This is a genomic window from Bacillus sp. CGMCC 1.16607 (assembly GCF_042683745.1).
GTDB lineage: Bacteria > Bacillota > Bacilli > Bacillales > Cytobacillaceae > Pseudoneobacillus.
In genome coordinates this window covers 1-20,710 of record NZ_JBHUJX010000036.1, presented here as the reverse complement: position 1 = coordinate 20,710, position 20,710 = coordinate 1, and the positions used below count along the sequence as shown (strand labels likewise).

Here is a 20,710-nt window from a genome sequence, read left to right as displayed (position 1 = left end):
TATCCGATAGGCGCTACTTTCTGTCCGATAACCGACCATCTGTTATCAAAACAAACCGCTATTAGCCAAAACCTGTCCGACCAACTCACCATCTCCACCCAACAATACCGCTTTACTCCAAAAAAAGGTCGCTAAATACTAAAAAAGCATACCTATCATCCTACTAACGTATGATTTCCAGTAAAATGGGCGATATGCTAGAATAATAGATAGGAATTCGACAGAAGGAGGACAATATGAGAAAAAAGATAAATCTATTCCTTACCTTACTACTCCTGCTGGCATTTGCACCAACTGCTTATGCCAAGGACGACATTACTGGAATCAAGCTCGAGCCCGAAATGCGCGCGATGATTGAGCGCGGTGTCATGCAAGGGGTCAGTCCGGGTCACTATGATCCAAACAATACGGTAACAAGGGGCCAGTTTGCCACGTTTCTCACGCGTGCCCTAAATTTACCCCCAGGCCCAGCTGTGTTTACTGACGTTGCAGCAACATCTAGTTTAGCTGCAGGAATCAATAGTGCCAATGCAGCTGGAATCGTCACAGGCCGCACAAAAACGACCTTTGCACCGAATGAAGTCGTGACAAGAGAACAGGCTGCTGACATGATCGACCGTGCAATGGAATATAAAGGCATGGAGCGCACAGATGCCGACCTGAATTTTACTGACGCTGCGGACATCGACCCGAATTTTAAAGCAGCAATTGCCCGAAATGCGAAAGACAATATTATTCAGGGGCTTCCAGACGGACGCTTCCTTCCGAAAAAAACAGTCTCCCGTGCCGAAGCAGCTGCTTTCATGGAGAGAATGCTGAAAATCATGGAAGCAAATGATACGGCGTATAAAATTGGAACGATTGAAGATGGGAAATTGGTGAAGGTTGAAGCGCCTTATGATAGCTTCAATACGGCTAAAGCAGCGATTTCCAATAACAATCAAGTCATCATGAAGCAAGGGAAATTCGTGTATATGAAAGAAGGACTCGTGCGATCCAATGCGTCCGCGATCACACTATATGCGGCGGAGAATTTTTCAAAAAGCGATAAAAACCTGTCGCTCGATGGCAATCAGGAAATGAAATATCTCGATGCCACTGATCAATATGTGAAAGTGCAGATTGCAAATACAACAGCGTACGCCAAACCAAATGAAGTGACGCTCGTACCGATCCAGCTTGTAGATGGCCGCAACTACTACAAGAATGAAGCGGGCGAACTGAATCACTATGTTTACAAACCAGCGTCCAAAAATTATGATGTCTATCCAATCGGAAAAGCGCCATCCTTTTTAACTCAAGGGGAAGTTTACCATAGTCTGGATGGGGTCGAATTTTTTAACAAAGCGGGGAAATCGGTAGGGAAAGCATATCAGTATTTCAACTATTTATCAGCTCGCTCGACAACAACGTATTCGGCTGATGATCTCAATAAATATATTAATCAGAGATTAATAGAAGTAGAAAATAAGTACAAAGAAAATCCTACAGCCAATGCGCGTTATAAAGACGCAACAAAGCGCAGTAAAATTTACGGCTTAGGTACTTCCGTGAAGGAAGCGGAAACGCAATATGGAATTAACGCGTTACTGATTCTCAGCATTGCCATGCACGAAAGCGATTATGGCATGAGCCAAAACGCTCAACAGAAAAACAATCTGTTCGGTTTATCTGCGGTAGACTATAATCCTGGTCAGGCGCAAACCTTCACAACTGTTGAAAAAAGCATTGAAGCACTGGCAACGAATTTTTTAAATAAAAATTACATCGAGCCGCAAAGTGGTTATTATTATGGCGCGATACTTGGCAACAAAAGTGCCGGCTTCAACGTGAAATACGCATCCGACCCGTTCTGGGGGCAAAAAATTGCTGGTCACATGTACAGAGTTGATAAATTCCTAGGTGGCAAAGAAATCGGCAAATACCGCATCTTTGAAACGAAGGTCGAAAGCGTGAACGTTCGCGTCAACGTCGGAACCAATTCAACCTTGCAATTCGAATATAATAACGCAGGATCACCTGTCACGATTAAAGCAACAGTCAAACATAGTGACGGCTACGACTGGTATGAAGTCGTTTCCGATGTGAAAAAGTTTGAAAAAGCATATATCCGGTCGGATGTGTTGACGGAATTGACAGTGGCAAAATAGGAATGGAGAGCTAACCTTGGTAGGTTAGCTCTTTTTTTAGTCCAAAACTACTAATTTTCCCCGAAATCCACCATTTCTTCCAAAAATCTAGGAAATACAATAATCTACCTATTTTTTTCTAGTGTCGAAATCTGCTAGAATAAGAGTAACGTTTTCGACAATGAATCTACTAGGGGGAAAAAAATGAAGAAAAAAGTCAATATGCTCGTTTGTTCACTTATGTTAAGCGGTGCCTTAGCATTACCCCATACAACCGCATTTGCGCAAAGTGACGACATTACAGGAATCAAACTAGAGACAGAAATGAGAGCCGCGATTGAGCAGGGCATCCTAAATGGAACAGCGCCTGGTGTATATGAACCAAACGTTAATGTAACAAGGGGCCAATTTGCCACGTTCATCACACGGGCACTTAAACTTCCTGACGGACCACCTGTTTTCAATGATGTAAATGTTAATTCCAAACTAGCAAAGGGAATTTACAGTGCAACAGCAGTGGGAATCATCAATGGCTACTCGGCAACGAAGTTTGGTCCGAATGATCAAATTACGCGTGAGCAGGCAGCAGCAATGGTGGACAATGCGTTTAAATATTTACAAATTCAACGAGCTGATGCGACAGCGAATTTTTCCGATGTGACTGAAATAAATTCCGGATTTAAAATGGCTGTAGCTAAAAATGCCAAGGATGAAATCATTAATGGTTTCCCGAACGCCGATGGGACGTTTCGTTTTGCGCCAAAGGAACCAGCAACACGTGCCCACGCGGCCGCTTTTATTAACCGGATGCTTATAAAAATAAAAGAAGCACCGCCAAGTACGGAAAATCCAGAGACGGATAAGCCGGAAACAAACCAACCAGGGACAGGGGCAAAAGGCTATCAAATAGCATCAATCGGAACAGATGGAGCCTTAAGCTATCAAGCAACTCCATTCGATTCATTCGACTCTGCCAAAAATGCAATTAAAAACACCAACACACAAGTAGTCACTTTAGACCAGAAAATCGTTAAAATGGCTTCCGGACTTGTTTATTCCAAGCCAGATGTCGGACGAGCCTTAACTCTGATTTACAGCGACGCTGGTTTAAAAAATAATGTCACTTACGTCACAGGTCAGCAGGAAATGAAATATTTAGATGCGACCGAAAACTACGTAAAAGTGAATGTTGCTGGTATGACAGCATATGTGAAGCAAACCGAAGTAACATTAGTGCCGCTTTCCATGGCAAAAGGCCGAAACTATTACTCTACAAATAACGCACGTGATTTAATTCATTCCATCTACAACCCGTTAACGAATAGCTCGGTTTCCTATTCAATGGGACTAGCACCAAGCTTCTTCGTACCAGGGGAGAAATATTATAGTTGGGACGGAGCGGAATTTGCAGACGCAGGCGGTAAAGTTTTAGGAAAAGAGAAGCAATACTTTAATTACTTGCCAGCTCGTACAAAAACAAATTATACCGCTGAAGAACTAGATCAATACATTAATTATATTTTGGCTGAGAAGCAAGGATTATATACAAGTAATCCGACGACATTTGCACGTTACAAAGACGCGACAACAAAAAGCAAAATTGTCGGCTTAGGCGCAGTCGTAAAAGAAGCAGAAGCAAAGCACAAAATCAATGCATTGTTGATCTTAGCAATGGCCATGCACGAAAGTGACTTCGGAATGAGCAAATACGCGCAAGACCGTAACAATCTGTTTGGCATTAAAGCATACGACAGCAACGAAGATGCAGCAGAAAATTTCATTTCGCCTATGGCTTGTATCGATGCCCTGGCAAATCGCTATTTGAATAAAAACTACATCAATCCACAAGGTGGCTTTTTCAATGGCGGCGTCACAGGAAACAAAAGCTTAGGCTTCAACATGAAATACGCATCCGACCCATACTGGGGCCAAAAAATTTCCGGCCACATGTACCGTGCCGACAAATATTTAGGCGTAAAGGATTTCGGAACATACCGAATCGGAACAACCAACACAGCTAGCCTAAACGTTCGCACAACACCTGATTCAGTTGATAAATCAAACTTATTATTTACCTACAAAAACTCAGGTAACCCAGTCGCTATCATCGACTCCGTTACCCAACCAGATGGATCCATCTGGTACAAAGTACTATCCGACTCACACACATACGACGAGGCTTATATTTACTCGCCGTTTGTGGACGAACTGATTGTAGCGAAATAAGCGCACTTGATTCAGCAGAGTAAGAAGTAACTGTCCATTTCTTTTTGAAGAAGTGGTGGTTACTTCTTTTTGATTACGCCGATTTGAATTCCATTTCCCATCCAAATTTGTGACAAAGTCCGATAGAAATATGAACTTGTCCGATAGGCTGACAAATGTGTCCGATAGAATTTCATTCCAGTCCGATAACCGACCAAATCTGTCCGATAGAACTCCATTCCAGTTAGATAGATCATCTCAATTGTTCGATGGAACCCCACACCATGCCGCCCACAGTTCCCGACCCATCCAATAAACCCTCCCAAACCACAAATTAAACCACCCAGCCTTATTAATCCCCCAAACCACCCCAAAAAAACAATCCAAATCCCACAAAAAAACGTCCAAGATCAAGCCTTGAACGTCACAACCATACGAACTCTACAACCAAAACCACTGCTCACTCAATTCCCGATGCACCTCCTCCAGCGAAACGACCTGTTTTCCCAACTATATACTGCATTATAGATCGAATCACTCTATCCATCACAGCACTGCGCTCGACAGGGGAGAAGTTACCTCTTTTAGGAATGCAGCGCCTATTGCTTCCAATGCATAAATTGCTTTATAATAGAAATAATTAAAAAAGACCAGATGCGCTAACATCTGATCAGTCAACTACAGCCGCAAGTGAGCGGCTAACCTAAAATTTTTAAGTATTCATAAAAAAAGAAGTAACTACCCGAAAACCTTAGGTGAGGAAGGGGCGGTTACTTCTTTTTGTTTGCGACGATTAAAAAAACGATTGTAAGGACACCAACTAAAACTAAATTAGATTGAAGTGCCACCATAATTGCTTCATACGCCGTCATCTATCCACCTCCCTTCAAAGGGAAATGGCAAACCGCCCACCTGCTTATGTAGTTAGCATAATAATATCACGCTTTTTATTAGCAGAACTCCTGGATTTCATCGAATTTGTGACAAAGTCCGATAGAAATGTGAACTTGTCCGATAGCCCATCAAATGTGTCCGATAGAACGCTTTAACAGTCCGATAGCCGACTAAATCTGTCCGATAGAACTCCATTCCCACCCGGTCATCGCACACACACGATCTAATTAACCACCCAACCCCATCAAAAATCCAACCCCCACCAAAAAAAGCAAGCTAAATACACAAATAAGCGTAGAAAAACTAGTCTCGTACGTCGTCATTATACATTCTAAAACCTAAACCCCTGCCCACTTATTTCTGGCTGTACTTCTTCCAGCAAAACGACCTGTTTCCCCAACAAATACAACTACTTTTTAATTGAATCACTCATCACTCATAGAACTGCGCTCGACAGGGGGGAGTTACCTCTTTTAGGAATGCAGCGCCTATTGCTTCCAATACATAAATTGCTTTATAATAGAAATAATTAAAAAAGATCAGATGTGCGAACATCTGATCAGCCAACTACAGCCGCAAGTGAGCGGCTACCAAGGTTACTGAAATACTAAAAAAGAAGTAACAGCCCGTAAACCTTAGGACAGGATGGGCAAGTTACTTCTTTTTGTTTGCGACGATTAAAAAAACGATTGTAAGGACACCAACTAAAACTAAATTAGATTGAAGTGCCAAAATAATTGCTTCATACGTCGTCATCTATCCACCTCCCTTCAAGGGAAATGGCAAACCGCCCACCTGCTTATGTAGTTGTTACCACAATAATAGCATTATTCGAACGATGCATTCAATACAAAATACAAACATTTGTTCTTGTTTTGCGAATCCGATTGGCGAAAATCCCCAGACTTGTGACAAAGTCCGATAGAAATGTGAACTAGTCCGATAGCCGACCAAATCTGTCCGATAGTACTCCATTCCAGTCCGATAGACTGCTTCAATTGTCCGATAGAACCTCACACCGTGCCGTCAGCCACTCAATAAACCCTCCACACAACCAATCAACCCACCCAACCCCATCAATCCCCCAAACCACCCCAAAAAAGCAATCCAAAACCCACAAAAAAACGTCCAAGACCAAGTCCTGAACGCCATAACCACATGAACTCTAAAACCCAAACCCCTGCTCACTCAATTCCCTCTGCACTTCTTCCAGCAAAACGACCTGCTTCCCTAACAAATACTCCGTTTTCGATCGAATCAACTTATCAATCACAGCACTCCGGCCACCGCCGCCAACCTCTTCCCACTTCCGCTGATGATTCAGTAAATCCACAAGAGTCAGCTGCTCATAATCATTCCCGGCAAACGTCAAATCAGGATTAACCTGGTACCAAAGATCGCCCGTTTCACGAATCCACTTCCCGTCCAGCTGCTCAATCCCTTTCCGAATCCGCACAGCTGCATCCAAATACTTCCGATCCCCAGACTGCTTATAACAATCCAACAACAAATTCGCCCCGCCCAACACATGATTCATCGACGCATGCGTTTTCTGCTTCTGACTGTAAGGCGAGAAATAATCCGATATAAACAGCCCATCTCCAGCCTTAATCACATTCCCAATCTTAATCTGCTCAATCAAATAATCCCCGTATTGCAGCTTTGCATCCAGCAGCTCAGGCACCTTCAACTGATCGCCAATTTTCGCCAAATACAACGCGATAAACTCATTATGCCTCGTATCCACATAAGGCGCATTCAACCCATACGCCTTTTTCACCCACGTACTCGTATACTCCGTCTCCCATAACGGTGTCCCTTTAGCCGCACGATACTCATACAAATCCGCCGCCGTATTCACCATTAAATTATAATAATAACGTTCCTTCGTAGCGACAAAACGATCAATCGCCTCACGATCCACCATCATGCCAAGATTTCGGCCATAGCCATCCCTTGAAAAAGGCTCAATCGACCAAGGCAGCTTCTTCATCGGTCCACCAACCGTCAGCCAGCTATTCGTCTCTTTATATTTATCGATCTGAAAATCGACCCAATCCTGAACAGCTTGTCCAGTAGAAAATAACGGCTGCTTAGAAACCATAAACCATTGCTCCACCAGCTTACCCTTCCCAGCCGCCAAATCAAACTGAATCGTCACCGAATCTTCCCCTTGGCTCACGGAATACTTCTTCTTCTCCGCCTCCAACACACGGATCTGACTCATCAATCCCTCACCGTACTTCTTCTCCAAACTACTAGAAACATACTGCTTACTCAACACGAGCTCACTCGTCAATTTTTCAAACCTCTTTAGGGAAAATAGGCCAACCGGCTGAGTTACCTTATCGACACCGGTCGTATTGTCGTGCGGACGTTCCAGCGCCCGCTGGTCCCAGTCCATCAGTTCGACACGATTCGCACTTTTAAAAGTCAACGAAGCTTTTGTTGAAATACTTTTATCAGCCAATCCCTTTAATTGTAAAAATACAAGTTCATCGCCATTGTCGAGCTCTCGTACTTTCACAATCATTTTTCCAGCCTTTTTCTTATTCTCGAGTAAGTCGTAATCAAATGTATGGTCATGGTAGACAGGCAATAAACTGGAGTCAACATTCTTTCCACTTTGAAAGGAAGCGGTGGGTGCGCTTAATTGAAGGGTAGCATTCTTAAGAGGCAATGCTTTATTCGTCACCTTTTCCTCGGACGAACAGGCGACCAACAGAAAAACGAGTAGGACTGCAAAAAACATTTTTTTCATAAACAATTCTCCTGACATTCCATGCTAATTAAAGTCGAGAGTAATGGTAAATACTTACACTAACGCATTATTTACCATTCCAAAAGACCCAAACAAATGAGGGAAGTTATACGTATGTTGTAAATGTTCAAATTTGTGTCTAGCTGCAGCGCCTAGCCCCTCGAGGTCAAATGTTCGCGGGCCCAAAAAGTCAAAGAACGACTTTCCGGGCCCACGAAGCATTTGCTTGTCGGGGCTGATCAAGGCGCTTCGCATTTCGTAGTGGAAATTCCGTTCCAATATCTACCCTAATTTTACCACTAGCATTCGACACATTCAATGAAATTGGTGCAACGTTTGAAGGAATTTGTTATACTATGTAAGATTTAATGAAGAGTATAATAAGATCATTTATATATTGAGAACTATCTATATTAAAAGCGAGGTCCTTCCAATGAAGAAAATTTGTGTCGTAGGCTTAGGATATATCGGGCTTCCTACATCAGCTATTTTTGCCCGTGCTGGCTATGAAATTGTTGGAGTAGATGTAAGCGAACGTGTCGTAGAGAAATTAAATCGTGGAGAAATCCACATCGAGGAAGTCGGTCTTCCAGAAATCGTAAAAGAGGTCGTTGACAATGGGAAGCTTCGTGCGTCACTAACACCGGAGCATGCGGATGTCTTTATTATTGCCGTTCCAACACCGATCCACGAAGACTATACAGCGGATGTCGATTATGTGATTAGTGCAACAAAAGCAATCGCTCCTTACTTACAAAAAGGCAATGTCGTGATTGTTGAGTCAACGATCCCACCACGGACGATGGATGATGTCGTAGCTCCGATCCTTCGTGAGCAAGGCTTCAATACAGAAACAGATTTATACTTGGCACACTGCCCAGAGCGTGTTCTTCCAGGTCGAATTTTAATCGAATTAATCGAAAACACTCGAATCGTCGGTGGAACAACGCCAGAAGCAGCAACAAAAGCGGCTGACGTATACCGTGCAATCGTAACTGGTGAAGTCATTGAAACAGAAGCAGTTACAGCAGAAATGTCGAAGCTAATGGAAAATACGTTTCGCGATGTGAACATTGCGTTAGCGAACGAATTAGCAAAAATTTCCCAACGCCTTGGCGTCGATGCACACAAAGTGATCGAGCTTGCGAACAAGCATCCACGTGTGAACATTCACCAGCCAGGACCAGGTGTTGGCGGCCATTGCTTAGCGGTCGACCCATATTTTATCGTTGAAAAAGCTAAAGAAGAAGCTCAACTCATTAAGCTTTCCCGTGACATCAACAATTCGATGCCACATTTCGTCGCCCAACAGGTTGGAAAATTAACATCCGAACTACAAGAACCAAAAATCGCAGTATTCGGCCTAACATATAAAGGAAATATCGATGACGTACGCGAAAGCCCAGCAATCGAAATCGTTGACATGCTGCGCCGCAACCCACGATTCGATGTGCGCGTCTTTGACCCACATGTACAACAAGAACAAGTCCAATTCCCGCTTTCTTCCTTTGAAGAAGCAATCGATCAGGCGCATCTTGTCGTCATTTTAGCGGATCATAATGAATTCAAAACAATGAAATCTGAGGATTTCCTAGCAGCAATGAAAACACCAGTCGTCTTCGATACGAAGAACTGTACGAATTTAGATGACGCGAAGCTAACTGTTCATAAAATTGGGAATCTCTTGAACTTGAAGGCAATCCAGGAATAGAAAGCAGAGACGTATATATATGAAAAAAGAACAATACTTAGGCGTGAACGTATCCGCCTTAACCTATGATGAAATTCTTGATGACTTACGTTTTCGTATTAAAGAAGGCAAACAGTCCACGGTCATTGCCGTGAATCCGGAAAAAGTCATCACAGCGAATAAAAACCCACTCGTGAAAGAATTAATTAACGAGTCAACCTATCAAATTCCCGATGGGGTAGGGGTCCTTTTAGCATCGAAGCTTAAAGGCGGTACCCTTCGCGAAAGAGTAACCGGAATTGATATGATGGAACGACTCCTTCGCTTTGCAGCTGAAGAAAACTACGGCGTATTTTTCTACGGCGCGAAGGAAGAAGTCGTCTCAGAAGCGAAACGAAAACTAGAAGATCGCTTCCCAACCTTGAATATCGCCGGCTACGAAAACGGCTATATGAAGGACAATGACGCATTAGTGGAAAAAATCAACGCCTCAGGCGCCAATATTTTATTCGTCGCCTTAGGAAGTCCAAAGCAAGAGCTATGGATTCGCGAAAATATGCCACGATTAAATGTCAAAGTTTTTCAAGGAGTCGGCGGAAGCTTCGACGTATTCTCAGGCAAAATCAAACGCGCCCCAGCCTTCTACCGTAAATTCGGCCTAGAATGGCTATACCGCTTAATGAAAGAACCAAAAAGAATCAAACGCCAAATGAACCTACCGTTATTTCTAATGAAGGTTCTATTTAGTCGATAAGAAATCATGCGCTGTTCTACTTGAACGGCGCAATTATCTGTCATTATTGAAAAATTGGCCAGCTTGCCTAGTTCGGTGTAAGTGAACCTCGTAGCAAGCATGGACGAAATTTGCGCTTGCTTCCGTGCTCGAAAAGCGGACAAATTGTGACAAAGTCCGATAGAATGGTGAACTTGTCCGATAGATGAAGAAAAGTGTCCGATAGCCGGCCGAATTTGTCCGTTAGAACGACTTAATTGTCCGATAGCTGACCCAATTTGTACAATAAACAGGGTTCGAATGCAGGTCTGACGTTGAAAAGGATCTTCGATCCAACGACCGATTTGACCGATAAATAAGGTTAGCGTTTGAAAAAGGCCAATAAACAAGATGTAGTGCTAGATAAGGAAACAATTACACTCCGAAAAGGGATCTATTTGAATAAAAAAGGAGGGGAACACGATGAAAATCCTGCATTTTATTAGCGGTGGCGAGACAGGTGGATCAAGGAAGCACGTCATTACCCTTCTTTCCCAATTTCCGAAAGGTCAAGTCACCTTGGCTGTCCTTCAAGAGGGTGCTTTGTCCGAAGAGGCGAAGGAAGCGGGAATTGACGTTAAAGTGTTCAAACAGTCGTCAAGATATGATCTTTCCGTACTAAATCAACTTGTTCGCTTTATCCGCGAAAATCACTTCGACATCCTGCACACGCACGGACCAAGGGCGAATTTATTCGGTGTCTACATCAAAAGCAAAGTGAACATCCAGTGGGTGACAACCGTCCACAGTGATCCTAAGCTCGATTTCATGAAATCGGGAATAAAAGGAAAGGTCTTTACGAAGCTTAATCTATTTGCTATAAACAGAATGGACTATTTTTTCGCTGTTTCGGAAACGTTTAAGCGGAATCTTGTTAGCATCGGCATTGCCGCGAACAAAATCAAAACAGTCTACAACGGGATCCATTTTTCAACTGAAAAAGCAAATCCAATTTCACGGGATGCCCTACAAGTAGAGGAAACCGATTTTGTCATGACGATGGTAGCCAGACTTCATCCGATTAAAGGGCATGAACTTGTTTTCCAAGCATTAAAGCAGTTAAACTTGCCAGATGTGAAACTTTTACTAGTCGGGGACGGTCCAATAAAAGATGAGCTTCTCCATAAGGTGAAGGAAGTCGGAGTGGAGGCCCAAGTCCGTTTCCTTGGCTTTCGTCAGGACGTGGATGCGATTTATACCGCATCCGATTTAGCATTGTTAGCTTCCTATAGTGAGAGCTTTCCGCTTGCCCTATTAGAAGCGGCGAACCAGCATATCCCATTGGTTACGACAGATGTCGGTGGAGTTCGGGAATTAGTAACTGAAGGGGAGACAGGCTGGATCGTGCCAATAGGGGATGCCCTAAGCTTACAAGCAGCCTTTGCCGAAGCTTACAATCAGTCGAAAAATGGCGCACTTAAAGAGATGGGAACTAAGCTTTATCAGCACGCCTCTTCCCATTTTTCACTCGATCAGCTGTATAAAAATACAGTCGAGACGTACGAAATGTTGCAAAATAAATAAAACTTCGAATTGTCTATACAACTCGAATCGTGTAATCTATACAGAGGATGTTGATTTAAGAATAAAGGAGCTTTATTGATGGCAAACAAAAACACTTTGACGTATTATTTTGTGTTAGCTAGTCTTTTCGTTATTCCAATTTTCTATTTCAAAGCTTATCTTGGACCACTTCCATTATCAGCTGAGATTGTATTAATCCCACTCGTTACATTAGCGGCCATTTACGACTATTTCAAAGGCAATATTCGTCTGAATGAATTCAAGCTTTGGCCATTTATCATCGTATTTAGTTTATTTTTAATCGTTTCACTCGTTTCCCTCATCAATGTCATTGATTTAACAGCGGCGATTATGGAAATTGCTCGCTACTTATCGTATGTCGTTCTATTCTTAATTGTCGTGAAAATTAATTTTTCCAAAGAGCAATATACCAACTTCGCGAAATGGTTTGCGGCTTCTGTTATTATTGTTGGTTTATTCGGCGTTTTACAATATGTCTTTAACTTCTCCCTCAATAAAGCAGGTCTTTATGCATTGAAGGAAGCGAAAGGGCGTGTCGATTCCACATTTGTGAATCCGAACTATTATTCCGCCTTTTTAAATTACATTATCCCGATGTTCTTACTAATGGCTGTTGCTTATTTTAAAGATAAAAAAGCACAGTTACTCATGTTTGCCTTTTATGCGATCTTTGTCATTAACGTGATCTTAACGTATACACGTGCCGCTTGGGTGACAATGGTTTGCGCAGGAATATTATTAGTTATTCTTATGCCAAAGCAATTTACCAAAAATCTCTTTAAAATTCATATTCTTATTTCCATTCTTGTATTGGTCACGATTGTTTACTTTATGCCTGACGTCCAATCAAGGACAGGCTCAGCGGTTTTCGCGATCCAAAAGTTGCTTCCGAAGGATAGTAAGATTGCCGAATTCGTTGGTGATAATGTAGAAAATCCCGATGAATTAGATCCAGATGAAATGGAAGAAAACTCAACTACAAACAGAGCCGTTGTTTCCCGTGTCACGCTTTGGAAGACAGGCTGGGTCATGCTCAGAGATAATCCCGTTCTTGGTGTAGGGATGGGGAACTACTATGCTAGATATAAAGAATACGTAACGAAATATCCTGAATTAGATATCGGACATGACGCATACTCTGTTCATAATTCCTATTTGAAGGTCGGAGCGGAGACAGGCTTCCTTGGACTTGTGTCATTCCTTCTTATTTATATTCTGTATTTCTTAACGATTATTAAACTGTATTTCAAGCAAAATTTAATTGGAAGAGTCATGGCAGTTGGATTATTCGTCGGCAGCGTCTGTTACATGGTTCAGAACCTTTCCAATAACATCATCTTCATTCCACAGCTGAACGTCGTCTTCTGGCTCACAGCTGGGTTGGTGATGGGCTTCTTGACGGTGAATCAGAATAGCAGGAATAAATTTATTTAATATGAAGGCAGAGCAAACTTTAAATAATTTGGTTACACTTGGTTCTAATTGAAAAAGTGTAGCGTATATTACTAAAGTTGGCTCGGCCCTTTTTTTATGTTAAAGGAATGGACGATTAAAATAAGTTTTTAAAAAAATTTGCAGAATGTGAAACTTTTCTTAAACTGATTCGTCTTATCATATGTGCAGACTAATAAAAAGGTAGAATTTGAAACTTTTTTATTAAAAAACTTCCATTTTAGGAAACTACTATGTATAATGTAGAGGTGCATTTTAAACTGGTTAACTCTCGATTTTTACTCTATTTTCCATACTTGAATAAGTGTGGGAAAAACTTACATGTGAGAAAAATGTAAAAAAAGGTTGAAATATAGTCGTATTTTGGTAGAATTATGTATAAGTTAAATTTCCAATTCTACCTGGTACATACAAATCTATAAAAATACCAGAAATAGAGTAGAATAGAAGTTAACCTACACAAGTTGTTACTAGTCGATCTTTTGAACGACTTAGAAAAACATTTACACAAAACAGGGAGGAAATATTACAATGGCTTACCAACCAAAGTCTTACCGTAAGTTTGTAGCAACTGCTGCAACAGCTACATTAGTAGCATCTGCTGTAGCACCACTTGCTTCAGCTGCAACTTTCACAGATGTACAAGGTGAAGAGCTTACTAAAGCAGTAGACTTCATCGTAGCACAAGGAATTGCGAAAGGTTATGCTGATGGCAAAACTTTCGGAGCTGCTGATTCAGTTAAACGTATCGACGCTGCTGTAATGTTCGCAAGAGCATTAAAATTAGATACAGCTAGTGCACCAGCTTCTGCTTTCACTGATGTACCAAAAGATCGTGCTGGATTCGTAAACGCTCTTAAAGCAAAAGGTTATGTTGATGGTAAAGAAGCAACTAAATTTGGTGTTGATTCTAAAATCACTCGTAACGAAATGTCTAAAATCTTAGCTGACGCTATGGGCTTAAAAGTTGACACAGCTGCTAAAGTTGCATTCACTGATGTTAACGAAAAGTTTGCTCCATACGTTAAAGCAGTTGTAGACGCTAAATTAATCGATCCTAAATCTGCTACTTCTTTTGGTGCAGAAACTGAAATCACTCGTGGCGAAATCGCAGTTGCTTTCTACAGAGCACTTGGTGGTGCTGAAGTGAACGCAATCTCTGCTGCTTCAGTAGTAGACAGCAAAACAATCGAAGTAACTTTCGATGCAGCTCTTACTTCTGTAGACGTTAAAGATTTCTCAATCGAAGGCGTTGAACTTGAGTCTGCTACAATCAAAGCTGCTAAAGCTGCTGACGCTGTTAAAACAGTTGTAGTTTTAAAAACTAAAACTGAATTAAAATTAGACACTAAATATGCAATCAAATATAAAGGTTTAACAACTGACAAATTATCAGTTGAGTACAAAATCACTACAGCTACTAAAGTTGCGAGTGTAAGTGCAACTAACCTTAAAGAAGTTGTTGTTTCTTTCGACGGTACTGTGGATGCTGCTACTGCTGAAAACAAAGAAAACTATACTTTATCTACTGGTACTGTTGATTCAGCAGAATTAGCAGCAGACGGTAAAACAGTTACTTTAACTTTAGTTGGTGAATTAACTAACCAAGTAGTTAATAAATTAACTGTTAAAAATGTTAAAGCAGGTACTGCTACAGTATCAGTTACAGATTTCGGATTTACACCACTTGATAATGCTCTTCCAACTGTAGTTGAAGTTACTAACCTTGGAACAAAGGCAGTTAAAGTTGTGTTCTCTGAACCAATCGAAAAAGCGGTTGTAGGAAACTTTAAAATTGATGGTAAAGCTTTCTATGGTACCACTACTCAAGGTTCAAGAGAAGTAATCTTGACACCATATGAGTCTGCAACATTAAGTGTTGGTGAACACACACTAGTTGTTGCTGGAGTAGAGGATTATTTTGGTCTTAAAGCTTTAAGCTCAGAACATAAATTTACAGTAGTTGAAGATAAAACTGCACCAACAGTTCTTTCTGTTGAAGCAACTCTTGAGACTGCAGTTGTAACTTTCAGTGAAGCTGTTGATCCATCAACAGTATTAGCTTCTAATGTATACTGGAAATCTGGAGATACTAAGAAATATGCTAATGGAACTGTTAAGAAATTAGCATCTGATAAATATGAGTTCTCTTTCTCTACTAATCCACTTCCAGCATATGAAACTATTTTAAATGTTGAAGGCGTAAAAGATTACTCTGGTAATGCAATTTCTGCAACTCAAGCAAAAGTTACTGCTAAAGTAGATCAATCACGTCCAGAAGTAACTGAAGTAAAAGCTGACAGCTCTATTGCAACTAACATAACTGTTAAGTTCTCTAAAGTTGTTGACGCTGCTGATAAAAAGTATTTCACAGTACTTGACCAAGATGGTAAAGTTCAACCAGTTTCAAATGTAATTGCTGACGCAACTGGAAAAGTATTTACTGTTGTGTTATACAATGCACTTGCAGAAGGCAATAACACTATCAAAGTTGCTGGTGTTAAAGATAAAACTGCATTACAAAACACAATGCTTGATTACCAATCATCAATTAGCGTTAAAGATACTACTGGCCCATCCGTAGTAGGTAATCCATCAGTAAGTAATTCTACTCGTTCAATGATAATTACATTTAATGAAGTAATGGATCTTGCTACTCTTGCAAATGCAAGTAACTACCTAATTGGATGGAGCACAGACGGTATTGCTGCTGCAACAACAAGACAATTACCTGCTGGTACAGAAATTACTCCAGTACAAGGTGGAAAAGCAGTTGTTCTAACATTCCCTGAATACTTAGGAACAACAAAAATTACTTTTGCTGATGCTAGTGCTTCTCCTGCTATAGCTGGAACACTTAAATCAATTCAAGTAATGGGTGTTAAAGACGTAGCTGGAAATGTATTAGCTGGCTTTACTGACACTAAAAATGTATCAGTTTCTGCTGCTACACTAGCTGCGTATGATGCTGCTAACGCTATTAATGAGTTTGCTGCATTAACTGAGAAAAACACAATTAAAGTTAAATTTGATCAAGCTATCGGTACTGCTACTGCAACAGATTTTGTAACTTCAAATCCTGCAGTAACGGTTCAATCAGCAACTGCTGATGGTTCAAACGTTGTTACACTTAAACTTGCTGGTGCTGTTGAAACTTCTACAGCTGGTTATACATTAAGTGTTAAAAACGGTAACGCTTTGAAAACTGTAAATGGTAACGCAGTAGTACCTAATGGCGCTATCGTTACTATTAAAGATCAAGTTAAACCTGAAGTTAAACTTGCTGCTAATCAAGTAAACTTAGTAACAACTGGTAACACTATTGCATTACCATTCAGTGAAAATTTAACTACAACTAACCAAGGTTTAATGGCTACTGATCTTGTTGTTACAAACTTAACTACTAATACAGCAGTTACTTTAGATAGAATTACAACAACAGTAAATAATAATGTTTTAAATATTGCAGTGACTCCAGTTGCAGGGCAATCAACTGAATACTCTGTAAAAGTTAAATCTGGTGCTACTTATATTAAAGATCTTGCTGGTAACAAAGCTGTTGAATCTGCAACTTATGAAACAGTTCGTGGTGCTGGTGATGGAATCGCACCTGTTATCGAAAAAATCACTAGAGCAACTGTCACTACATTAGAAATCGATTTTAATGAAGCTGTTAATGCTGCAACTCTTGATCATACTGGATTTGTTGTAGTTGATAGTGCTGCTACTGCATATGCTGCTTCTAATGCAACACTAAAAGTGGGCACTACAGATGTAGTTGTTCTAACAATTGCTACTACTACAGCTGCAGCTGGTGACTTGAAAGTAACATACACTACTACTGCTAACAAAAATGAAGACTTGAGTGGAAATGATCTTGGAACAATTGCAACACCAATTGTTGTCGATCTTACTGTTCCTACTGCAACTTTACCAGTTGCAACTGGTACTACAAATAATGCAAATACTTTTGTAGTTACTTTCAGCGAAGGTTTATCAATTGCTGGAACACCTGTTGCACACGGAACTGATGTTAAATCATCTTTCACAGCTGCTGGTGGTACACTTGGAATCACTTCTGCTATCTATGATGCAACAAACAAAACAGTAACATTTACTGTTGCAAATGCTGCAAATACAAATACTATTACTCATAATTCAGATGCAACTAAGTTAACTGATGCTTCTGGAAATGCATATGCTGCTAAAGTTTACACTTACACATCTGCAACAACTTTATGGGCAACTAACTAATATTCATATATTAGTAATCTGACTTAACTTCTGAAAAGGCTCTATGGAGAGAATCTCCGTAGAGCCTTTCTTATATTTTATTTTTCTATAAAGTTTGGTGGGAGTTTTCCATAATTTTTAGTCGCAATATTAATTTTTTTGTTCTAAAAGAAATATAAGGTGCCAGGTACCATCCAGATATTTGGAAATGGAACCTGTAATCCTTTTCGAAAAGCTCTGTGGAGTGATATTATCCCCTTTAAGTAGACAGTGTAAAAAAGTCCACACGTATTGTGTGGGTGTTACACTATTACTTGGAGGGGATTTTTCTATGGCTAAAAAAGGACAAACATATCATACATACACCGAGGAATTTAAGAGTAAGGCAGTTGAAAGATACATAAATGGAGATGGGAGTTATCAATCTCTCTCTGATGAATTAGGTCTTAGAAGTTCAACTCAACTGAAAAAATGGGTAAAACAATATGAGGAGGGTAAAACATTGGCAGATCAAAGAGGAAATAATTCCTCTTCAGATAGTCCTTTTAAAGGTCGCCCAAAAACAAAGTTTACAAGTGTTGAAGAGGAGCGAGATTATTATAAGGCTCAGATAGAATACCTAAAAAAGCGGTATCCAAATCTTCATGGGGAGGTGAAATTAAACAAGCATTAAGATATGAGATTATTTATGGAATGAAAGAATTGTATCCTGATTGTAAAACAGAAGAAGAACTAATACAAGCTATCGAGACATACATGTACAAATATAACTATAAAAGGTTCCAAAAACGGCTCAACCATCGTTCTCCAGTAGAATACCGAATTACGATGGCTGTTTAGTCTTTTTTAAAGCTGTCTACTTGAAAGGGATAAGACCAGAGAGAAATCTCTGCAGGGCTTTTCTGTTTTTAACAATACAGGTGCCAGATCGAGCGAAGCGTCTAGGTTGCACAAAATAGTGGGGAGTTCCCAACGAGAAATTACTTGATATTCACTTTTATCGAGTCTTGGAAGCAGGCAAAACCAGATATCATACAAATAAGTACATGAAAAATAAGTAAGATGCGAATAAGGAGAATAATACCTCTCAGGGAATCTATGTTTCTCTAATACTAGTTGCAATAATTAAACTAGTTACAATTATTAATTTAGAGAGGTGTTTCATTTTATGGTAGAGATTAAAAGTGCAGTAACATACGCTAGAAAATCCATAAAAGTAAAGGATTTATCAATAGAAGACAGCGTAAGTTATCAACAGGTAAAAATGGATACATATGCAAAAGAGCATAAATTAGAAATTATTAAGAGTTCAATGATGTTGGGTATACAGGGAAAAATGTAAATCGTCCAGAATTAATCGAGATGATGATGGATCTTAAAACTATGAGGGTTGATTGTTTACTTGTGTATTCTGTAGATCGGTTTGGAAGAGATTTAAAAAATAATATTGAAACGATGTTATGTATTTCTGAATCCGTAAAACAAATTATATTCATTACGGAAAATATCACCAGCACGGGTGAATATTTTAAAATGTTTTTCCTACTATTAACTGCTATGTCACAAGAAGAAAGAGAACGGATTTTAAAAAGAGTATCAGATGGAAGAAAGGCAAAAGTATTATCAAGGCTTGCATACGATGGAAAATATCCATTTGGATACATAAAATCAAAAGATGATGAAAAAATACTTCCAGTTTACAAAGAAATTACATCAGATGAAGAGAAACAAAAAGAAATATATATATTACAATATATTTTTTATGGATATCTAATGAAAATGAGCTTAAGAAATATAGCTAGAATAATAAATGAAAGATTTGGACCTACAAAAAGAGGGAAGAAATAGAGTTATAAATCTGTTCACTATATTCTTAGTAATAAGCATTACAGTGGATATATAACCGGAACATTAGAGAAAACTATCATTATCTAATTGAAACTCAGAACGTGATACCTTTAATTGATCCATTAATCCATGAGAAAATTATTAAAATGCTTGAGCATGAAAAAGTTGGTAGGAAAAAAAATACAAGGTTTAATCCAGGATTATTTTGTATTTGCTATCATTGTGGTGAATTACTTGAAGAAAGTAGAATAATTCTTGAATGAAGAAATTGAAAGTGTTAGATTTTTAGTTTCAGTGATAAACAAAAAAAATATGAGAGTATCCTCATATATAAGTAGTAAATTGGTTAATTAATAAAGTTGTTTAAAATCTGCATTTTGATAATTAGAAAATAGGGTTTCTGGATTCTTATGAATAACAATTTTTAGTTGTTTAGACTCTGTACACATGTTACTGAACCAAAATGCTGTACCTGATTTAAAGGGTACTAACTCATTGCCGTGAGTTTCTAGCATGCTATAAGGTACAGTAATATGTGGGACTCCAAATAGATTTGTGACAAAAAAATAAAAACCGAGATCCCAACTTGGAGATCTTATTATTAGAAATTCTAAACCTAGTTCAATAATAATTTCACTTTCTTTGATGAACAGTATTTTTCCCTCAAATTCTATTTGAATTGTTTTATTATTAGTATCCCAATTATTCTTTAATTTTGGTAATAATTCAGTCAATCCTTTAAGTGTAATTGTGCTCATTAAAGGATTGACAATTTCCTTTTTTATAGGCTTAGACTCTAATTCATTTGAATCTATTTTTTTTTGAAATAATTTTTATTTCTTCTGCCGATATTTCATCATCTTTTACCTTTAGTGATGTTGCTTTTCTTTTTTTTCGGGATTTATCTTTTCTTATCTTTCCGAAATCATTCTCAGCAATCTTCAAGATTATATTAATATTTTCTTTTAAATAATTAGCAATATTATTAATGGCAGCATAACTAGTTTGTTTACCACCAGTTTCATATCCATTAAAGGTTTTAGAAGATATTCCTAGTTCCTCTTGTGACTGCTAGAATAAAGTATACAGATTTTGCTTGATTTGATGAAACACTTATTTACCCAAATATACCAGCAAAGAATATTACCCTCCCCCTGTAAAATGAATAATAGTTTCATTAT

Annotated in this window: 14 protein-coding genes; 11 read left to right on the top strand and 3 right to left on the bottom strand. The window is 39.4% G+C overall.

Annotation, left to right across the window (positions count from 1 at the left end):
• The first annotated feature begins 236 nt into the window (after positions 1-236).
• Together ACFSO7_RS22535 and ACFSO7_RS22530 are read left to right on the top strand one after the other, a co-directional pair.
• Positions 237-2,150: an S-layer homology domain-containing protein gene (locus ACFSO7_RS22535; protein WP_377879700.1), complete on the top strand. Its 1,914-nt coding sequence runs from the start codon at positions 237-239 to the stop codon at positions 2,148-2,150.
• Positions 2,151-2,333: 183 nt separating this feature from the next.
• On the top strand, positions 2,334-4,355 hold the full coding sequence (locus tag ACFSO7_RS22530; protein WP_377879699.1) for an S-layer homology domain-containing protein: 2,022 nt from the start codon (positions 2,334-2,336) through the stop codon (positions 4,353-4,355).
• Between the two features lie 59 nt (positions 4,356-4,414).
• Here ACFSO7_RS22530 and ACFSO7_RS22525 read toward each other — a convergent pair whose 3' ends face one another.
• Entirely contained in the window at positions 4,415-4,615 is a 201-nt protein-coding gene (locus tag ACFSO7_RS22525) for a hypothetical protein (protein ID WP_377879698.1), read from the bottom strand.
• A 1,778-nt stretch (positions 4,616-6,393) separates the two neighbouring features.
• Positions 6,394-7,989: a putative periplasmic lipoprotein gene (locus ACFSO7_RS22520; RefSeq protein ID WP_377879697.1), complete on the bottom strand. Its 1,596-nt coding sequence runs from the start codon at positions 7,987-7,989 to the stop codon at positions 6,394-6,396.
• Between the two features lie 433 nt (positions 7,990-8,422).
• On the opposite strand from ACFSO7_RS22520, the gene ACFSO7_RS22515 reads away from it, so the two are divergent.
• The 9 genes from ACFSO7_RS22515 (at position 8,423) to ACFSO7_RS22475 (ending at position 19,529) form a co-directional block, all read left to right on the top strand.
• Positions 8,423-9,700 carry a nucleotide sugar dehydrogenase gene (locus ACFSO7_RS22515; protein ID WP_377879696.1) on the top strand — a complete coding sequence of 426 codons (1,278 nt, stop codon included), beginning with the start codon at positions 8,423-8,425 and terminating at the stop codon, positions 9,698-9,700.
• Between the two features lie 19 nt (positions 9,701-9,719).
• Positions 9,720-10,433 (top strand): WecB/TagA/CpsF family glycosyltransferase, encoded by a 714-nt coding sequence (locus ACFSO7_RS22510; protein ID WP_377879694.1) that lies wholly within the window; start codon positions 9,720-9,722, stop codon positions 10,431-10,433.
• Positions 10,434-10,874: 441 nt separating this feature from the next.
• Positions 10,875-11,975, top strand: a complete 1,101-nt coding sequence (locus ACFSO7_RS22505) for a glycosyltransferase family 4 protein (RefSeq protein ID WP_377879692.1) — start codon at positions 10,875-10,877, stop codon at positions 11,973-11,975.
• Positions 11,976-12,053: 78 nt separating this feature from the next.
• Entirely contained in the window at positions 12,054-13,430 is a 1,377-nt protein-coding gene (locus tag ACFSO7_RS22500) for an O-antigen ligase family protein (RefSeq protein WP_377879690.1), read from the top strand.
• Positions 13,431-13,979: 549 nt separating this feature from the next.
• Entirely contained in the window at positions 13,980-17,702 is a 3,723-nt protein-coding gene (locus ACFSO7_RS22495) for an S-layer homology domain-containing protein (RefSeq protein ID WP_377879688.1), read from the top strand.
• Between the two features lie 310 nt (positions 17,703-18,012).
• The gene (locus tag ACFSO7_RS22490) at positions 18,013-18,354 is read left to right on the top strand and encodes a transposase (RefSeq protein ID WP_377879687.1); all 342 of its coding nucleotides are present in this window, start codon (positions 18,013-18,015) and stop codon (positions 18,352-18,354) included.
• 20 nt (positions 18,355-18,374) lie between these two features.
• Positions 18,375-18,521: an IS3 family transposase gene (locus tag ACFSO7_RS22485; RefSeq protein ID WP_377879685.1), complete on the top strand. Its 147-nt coding sequence runs from the start codon at positions 18,375-18,377 to the stop codon at positions 18,519-18,521.
• A gap of 328 nt (positions 18,522-18,849) precedes the next feature.
• Entirely contained in the window at positions 18,850-19,023 is a 174-nt protein-coding gene (locus tag ACFSO7_RS22480; protein ID WP_377879684.1) for a hypothetical protein, read from the top strand.
• Between the two features lie 20 nt (positions 19,024-19,043).
• Positions 19,044-19,529, top strand: a complete 486-nt coding sequence (locus ACFSO7_RS22475; RefSeq protein ID WP_377879682.1) for a recombinase family protein — start codon at positions 19,044-19,046, stop codon at positions 19,527-19,529.
• 350 nt (positions 19,530-19,879) lie between these two features.
• Here the strand turns inward: ACFSO7_RS22475 and ACFSO7_RS22470 are convergent, their stop codons facing one another.
• Positions 19,880-20,287 (bottom strand): hypothetical protein, encoded by a 408-nt coding sequence (locus ACFSO7_RS22470; RefSeq protein ID WP_377879680.1) that lies wholly within the window; start codon positions 20,285-20,287, stop codon positions 19,880-19,882.
• Between the last annotated feature and the right edge of the window lie 423 nt (positions 20,288-20,710).

What these genes read in the sequence shown, in the direction of transcription:
- ACFSO7_RS22520 (WP_377879697.1), bottom strand. Translation starts at nt 7,989, where the DNA reads ATGAAAAAAATGTTTTTTGCAGTCCTACTCGTTTTTCTGTTGGTCGCC.
- ACFSO7_RS22490 (WP_377879687.1), top strand. Translation starts at nt 18,013, where the DNA reads ATGGCTAAAAAAGGACAAACATATCATACATACACCGAGGAATTTAAG.
- ACFSO7_RS22475 (WP_377879682.1), top strand. Translation starts at nt 19,044, where the DNA reads ATGATGATGGATCTTAAAACTATGAGGGTTGATTGTTTACTTGTGTAT.
- ACFSO7_RS22530 (WP_377879699.1), top strand. Translation starts at nt 2,334, where the DNA reads ATGAAGAAAAAAGTCAATATGCTCGTTTGTTCACTTATGTTAAGCGGT.
- ACFSO7_RS22515 (WP_377879696.1), top strand. Translation starts at nt 8,423, where the DNA reads ATGAAGAAAATTTGTGTCGTAGGCTTAGGATATATCGGGCTTCCTACA.
- ACFSO7_RS22510 (WP_377879694.1), top strand. Translation starts at nt 9,720, where the DNA reads ATGAAAAAAGAACAATACTTAGGCGTGAACGTATCCGCCTTAACCTAT.
- ACFSO7_RS22535 (WP_377879700.1), top strand. Translation starts at nt 237, where the DNA reads ATGAGAAAAAAGATAAATCTATTCCTTACCTTACTACTCCTGCTGGCA.
- ACFSO7_RS22505 (WP_377879692.1), top strand. Translation starts at nt 10,875, where the DNA reads ATGAAAATCCTGCATTTTATTAGCGGTGGCGAGACAGGTGGATCAAGG.
- ACFSO7_RS22480 (WP_377879684.1), top strand. Translation starts at nt 18,850, where the DNA reads ATGGTAGAGATTAAAAGTGCAGTAACATACGCTAGAAAATCCATAAAA.
- ACFSO7_RS22485 (WP_377879685.1), top strand. Translation starts at nt 18,375, where the DNA reads ATGAAAGAATTGTATCCTGATTGTAAAACAGAAGAAGAACTAATACAA.
- ACFSO7_RS22495 (WP_377879688.1), top strand. Translation starts at nt 13,980, where the DNA reads ATGGCTTACCAACCAAAGTCTTACCGTAAGTTTGTAGCAACTGCTGCA.
- ACFSO7_RS22470 (WP_377879680.1), bottom strand. Translation starts at nt 20,287, where the DNA reads ATGAGCACAATTACACTTAAAGGATTGACTGAATTATTACCAAAATTA.
- ACFSO7_RS22500 (WP_377879690.1), top strand. Translation starts at nt 12,054, where the DNA reads ATGGCAAACAAAAACACTTTGACGTATTATTTTGTGTTAGCTAGTCTT.